The sequence below is a fragment of the Okeania sp. SIO2B9 genome, assembly GCF_010672505.1.
Taxonomy (GTDB): Bacteria; Cyanobacteriota; Cyanobacteriia; order Cyanobacteriales; family Microcoleaceae; genus Okeania; species Okeania hirsuta.
Genome location: NZ_JAAHGK010000771.1, coordinates 1 through 3,782, shown reverse-complemented (window position 1 = coordinate 3,782; position 3,782 = coordinate 1). Strand labels below are relative to the sequence as shown.

4 protein-coding genes and 2 pseudogenes are annotated in these 3,782 nt (G+C 35.1%); 2 read left to right on the top strand and 4 right to left on the bottom strand.

The window, feature by feature from the left end:
* Positions 1 to 555: EF-hand domain-containing protein (locus F6K13_RS23115; RefSeq protein WP_287288514.1), on the top strand; the 555-nt coding region annotated here is incomplete at its 5' end.
* Between the two features lie 11 nt (positions 556 to 566).
* Here the strand turns inward: F6K13_RS23115 and menH are convergent.
* Together menH and F6K13_RS23105 are read right to left on the bottom strand one after the other, a co-directional pair.
* Positions 567 to 1,397 carry a 2-succinyl-6-hydroxy-2,4-cyclohexadiene-1-carboxylate synthase gene (menH, locus tag F6K13_RS23110; RefSeq protein ID WP_240038844.1) on the bottom strand — a complete coding sequence of 277 codons (831 nt, stop codon included), beginning with the start codon at positions 1,395 to 1,397 and terminating at the stop codon, positions 567 to 569.
* A gap of 180 nt (positions 1,398 to 1,577) precedes the next feature.
* A complete protein-coding gene (locus F6K13_RS23105; protein ID WP_124143993.1) occupies positions 1,578 to 1,754 on the bottom strand; it encodes an anacyclamide/piricyclamide family prenylated cyclic peptide in 177 nt (58 codons plus the stop codon).
* 36 nt (positions 1,755 to 1,790) lie between these two features.
* Between F6K13_RS23105 and F6K13_RS23100 the strand changes: the two are divergent.
* Positions 1,791 to 2,564: pseudogene (locus F6K13_RS23100) on the top strand (RNA-guided endonuclease InsQ/TnpB family protein); the annotation flags it as partial.
* A 221-nt stretch (positions 2,565 to 2,785) separates the two neighbouring features.
* Here F6K13_RS23100 and msrB read toward each other — a convergent pair.
* Positions 2,786 to 3,184, bottom strand: coding sequence for a peptide-methionine (R)-S-oxide reductase MsrB (gene msrB / locus F6K13_RS23095; protein WP_124143994.1), 399 nt, complete (start codon positions 3,182 to 3,184; stop codon positions 2,786 to 2,788).
* Positions 3,185 to 3,520: 336 nt separating this feature from the next.
* Positions 3,521 to 3,782, bottom strand: a pseudogene (locus F6K13_RS23090) (2-carboxy-1,4-naphthoquinone phytyltransferase); the annotation flags it as partial.

The following is a 3,782-nucleotide window of genomic DNA, read 5'->3' as shown; positions in this document are numbered from 1 at the left end:
ACTGAGTTGTTGACGAAAAAACACACTAAGAATTTTTATGTATATGACGTTGATGGTAGTGGCTATGTAGAAGAAGCAGACTTACAAAGGTGGGCAAAAAATCTTGCTCAATTGCGAGATTGGCAACCTGGAACATTAGAATTTGAAAATATTCTTGCTAAGTTTAAGGATATCTGGACGAATTTTTGGCAACCTGCTGATATTAATGATGATGGAAAAGTGAGTCTTCAGGAATACTTAAAAGTTGTCGAGGTATCTGTTGATAATTTTCCTAATTCACGAGAAATGCAGGAATCTCATACTGCTAAAGCTAATACTATTTTCAGTATCCTTGATGCGGATAATGATGGAACTATTTCTCAATCTGAATACATACAATTTTGCCGAGCTATTGGTTTAGATGAAGCAACTGCTAAATCTGCATTTATCAAATTAGATGGGGATGGAAAAGGGTATATTTCACGAGAAGAATATCTTCAACGAAGTCAAGATTTTCATGTCAGTAACGATCCTGATGCTTTAGGCAACTGGCTTTATGGTTCCTATGAAATTTAGCTTTTCTTGAATTACTTCTTCTTCCTTCCTTCTGCCAAAAAATTTATTACATTTTCAATCCATTCTCTAGGATTTTCCCAGTGAATATTATGACCAGATTCAGGAATTATTTTCATATTAGCAACTTGACATAATTCTGCTATTTTTAAATTAATAGCTTTAAATTTATCATCAGATTCTCCCACCATTAATAAAGTAGGAATCTGATGATTTGATAATTTATCCCAGAGAGAAGGTTGATTGCCTATTCCCAAATTTCGGAGAGACTTTGCTAATTCTAATGGTTTATTTTCTAACCGTCTTTCTATGACTTTCTCAAAACTATTATTTTGCCTCAAAGATTTAAATAATCCTTGACTATACCAATTAGATAAAAATTCTTGAAAATTACTGTTTTCTAATTTATCAGCTAACTTTAAATCTGATTGACGACGGAGCGATCGCTCAACTTCAGTCTTTAATCCTGGCGACGCTGATTCTAATATTAATTTATTAAATCTAGTGGGAAAACTAATGGTCATATATAAAGCTAATCTGCCACCCATTGAATAACCAAATAAATAACAATTATCAATTTTCAACTCATCCAATAAATGAATCAATGCTATGGCAGTATTTTCCATATCGTAATACTCATCACTGCCAGTAACTATAGTTTTTCCATGTCCAGGTAAATCAACTGTTAGACAACAAAAATATTCACATAATTGGGGAATGAAATCGACAAAATCATTACTACTTCCCATAAATCCATGTAGTAATAGAATAACAGGGTTATTAGTGTTACCTGTTAAATAATAGTTGAGTTGATAATAACGAGATATTTCTGTCAATTTTGTCAAAAAAAAACCCTAGATAGGGTAAGAATAGGCGGTAGATTATTCACAGATATTTAATTTTTTACTACCTTTGTTATTTGCCTCTAGCCTCATTTACTTTGACATCATTTAAAATCAATGAAAACTGATGAACTTAGAGAAAAAATTTTGAAGTATTCTGAGATATGCAATTATTTGAGAGCTTTACTCTGCATCATCTCCTGCAAAAGTTAAGTAAACTCCGCTACCACGCTCCTCAATACCAAAGATAGATGAAGCTATGGCATTATTTGAGCTTTGAGCTGTTACTTCTTGACCTGTGATTTGTCGCTGGACTGGTGCAGATATTTGAGGTAGAAGATTTTTCTTTTCTTTTTTCATTGTGCTTTCTCCTATTATCAAGTTAGCTCATCAAAGAAGGGCTATCCTAAGTTTAAAAAATACCAGGTCAGAGCCTCGGTTGAATATAAAACCTCTGGTTGAAAACTTTCAGAAGATAGACGTTATTTGACTTTAACGGATAAATTTGAAGTTGGTACTTTTAAACTATGGGGAAGTCGCAACCTTCATTATTATCAACTCAAACAAATTAAACGAGTCAGAATAATTAGAAGGTATGACGGTTATTATGCTCAGTTTTTGATTGACCACACCAGGGAGAAAAAAAAAGAATTAACAGGAAAACAAACGGGATTAGATGTAGGTTTAAATCATTTCTACACCGATTCTGAAGGTAATCAAGTCGATAATCCTCGGTTTTTCAGAAAGGATGAGCGCCAAATCAAAAAGCTACAGAAGCGTTTATCTGGTACTAAAAAAGGTAGCAAAAACAGGATAAAAGCAAGAAATCGGTTGGGTAGAACGCATCTCAAGGTATCACGCAGACGTAACGATTGGGCTGGCAAAGCAGCACAGCACGTCATCCGGTCTAACGACTTGGTAGCGATAGAAAACCTAAAAGTGCGTAACATGGTTAAAAATCATCATTTAGCCAAGTCCATTAATGATGCTGCTTGGTACAAATTTAGGGAATGGTTAGAGTATTTTGGCAGCATTTATGGAGTTCCAGTTATCGCAGTTGAGCCATTCAATACATCTCAAAACTGCTCGAACTGCGGTAAAAAAGTAAGCAAAACTTTAAGCACTAGAACCCATAAATGTCCCCACTGTGGTTATGAAGCAGATAGAGACGTTAGCGTAGCTCCGACCTAGGAGGCAAATGCTGCAATCAACATTCTCCAATCTGCTCTCAAGCAACTATCAACTACCCCGGGGCGCGGGGAAAGTAACATCTCTGGAGAGACTGGCCTCTGTCTGGATGGGGAAACCCAAACAGATAAGCCGACTCGACGAAAGAGAAAGTCGAGCATAGTGATATTTAGAATCCTCTTGCCTTTAGGCAGAGGAGAACGTCAATCAGACTTAACAAACTTCAGCGCAGCAGAATTCAAACAATAACGCAATCCAGTTGGTGGAGGACCATCAGGGAAAACATGACCGAGATGAGCATCACAATTACTACAGAGAATTTCTGTTCTTCGCATAAATAAACTCCAGTCAGCTTCTTCTTTGATATTATCCTGATTAATCGGTGCCCAATAACTCGGCCAACCTGTGCCAGAATCATATTTCTCTTCGGAACTGAATAAGTCAACACCACAACAAACACATTTGTATATTCCTTTTTCTTTATTGTTGTGATATTCCCCTGTAAATGGTCTTTCAGTTCCCTTTTTTCTAGTTACATTGAACTGTTCTGGTGTGAGTTGTTCTTTCCACTCTTTTTCGCTTTTTTGAACTTTACTAACCATACTTTTAATATTCCTATTCACAGATTATTTTTGAGCACAACACCTAATTTTTAAGTGCTATATATTGTCATGCTTGACTAATTGTAACATATTGTTAAGCATTCTGAGGATTGTTTTTTTCCTTGGGCAGAAAATTATATAGAAAATATGGACGTTGAATCCAACGTCCCTACAGAGTAGATGGAAATAATTGATGATTTATCTACGATAATTGATTTTATTTTTTATTATTGGAGATGTCTATTAAGAGTGACAATCAATCTTAGACAGGGAAATATTTTTCCCACTGTTTTCTGTTCCCTGTTTCCTGCTCCTCATATTTCCCATATATCATGTTTAAATAATAAATCCCAAACCAAATAATAATCCACTAAAAAAATGTAGATAAACAGCAATAAATTTACAGTTACTAACTTTTTCTGGTTGGTCGTGATAATTACCAACATGGCGACATAACTGAATAGCAAATGGTAAACCACCAAAACTTAACAGAGTCCAAACAGGGAAAATTCCTAAACCTACGCAGATAGAAATGAGTACAAAAACAATACCACAAGACCAACTTAATAATTGAGAACCTGCTTTAGTTCCCATTCTA